Source organism: Streptococcus sp. HMSC056C01 (assembly GCF_001811305.1).
GTDB lineage: Bacteria > Bacillota > Bacilli > Lactobacillales > Streptococcaceae > Streptococcus.
Genome location: NZ_KV804207.1, coordinates 183,359 through 184,295 on the forward strand (window position 1 = coordinate 183,359; position 937 = coordinate 184,295).

Below are 937 nucleotides of genomic sequence, written 5' to 3' on the forward strand. Positions count from 1 at the left end.
CTAGTTTGCTCTTTGATTTTCATTGAGTATAAACAGTCGACTTTTATTTTATAGCAGCTATCCCAATGATACTCGATAGGAATTCTCCACTTTAATTTCTATAATTTTCTAGCATTTTAGAAATTTACTTTTTACCACTTTTCCATTAAGTAGCCCAATCAAAAAACCGTAAGAATTTCTTCTTACGGTTTTTCTAGCAATCTCATAGAATCAAGATTCTTAGATTTGCTTTATTTGAGTAATGGCTTACTCTTCTTCCTTACGTTTTTTAGAGATAAGGAGTCCTCCTGTCACTGCTGCAAGAAGTGCTAGTCCAAGTGAAGCGTTAGATTGTTTAGTACCAGTGTTTGGCAATTCTTTCGCTCCTGCTTTCTTAGCTGGTGCTTGAGCAAATGACTCTTTAGTTGCTTCCTTAACAACTTTATTAGCTGCAATTGTTGCTACTGATCCGTCCGCAAAGGTTACAACTACTGATCCGTCATTGTTAACCTTAACATCTGTCGCAGTTGGGTTAACTTTCTTAACTTCTTCAGCTACTTTAGCTTTTTCTGCGTCTGTCAAGTTGCTTGGATCTACTACTGGAGTAAGAACTGGTACTTTAGCATTATCAGCTTCTTTACCACCTACATTAACTTTACTTACTGTTACTGTTGTTGTAGCTGATGTATTTCCTGCTTCGTCTGTTGTTGTTACAGAAACTGTATCTCCAGCATTCAAACCACTAACTGGAATACTGAATTTACCATCTTTATCTGCTTTCGCTGATACTTTAGTTCCATCTGGAAGAGTAACTTCTACTGTTGAACCTGCTTCGGCTGTACCTGTGATTGCTGTATCACCAGCTTTAACTGGGTTCACAACTGGTGCTGCTGGAGCTGTGATATCAGCTTGAGTAACTGTCTTATCACCTGTAAGGGTTGCTGTTGAGCCATCTGGG

Annotated in this window: 1 protein-coding gene; it reads right to left on the minus strand. The window is 38.4% G+C overall.

All coding sequences use genetic code 11. The features are described 5' to 3' along the window. Window positions 1–246: 246 nt before the first annotated feature. Window positions 247–937 (minus strand): Ig-like domain-containing protein (locus HMPREF2795_RS06945; RefSeq protein WP_148131287.1); only part of this gene is annotated, 691 nt, incomplete at its 5' end.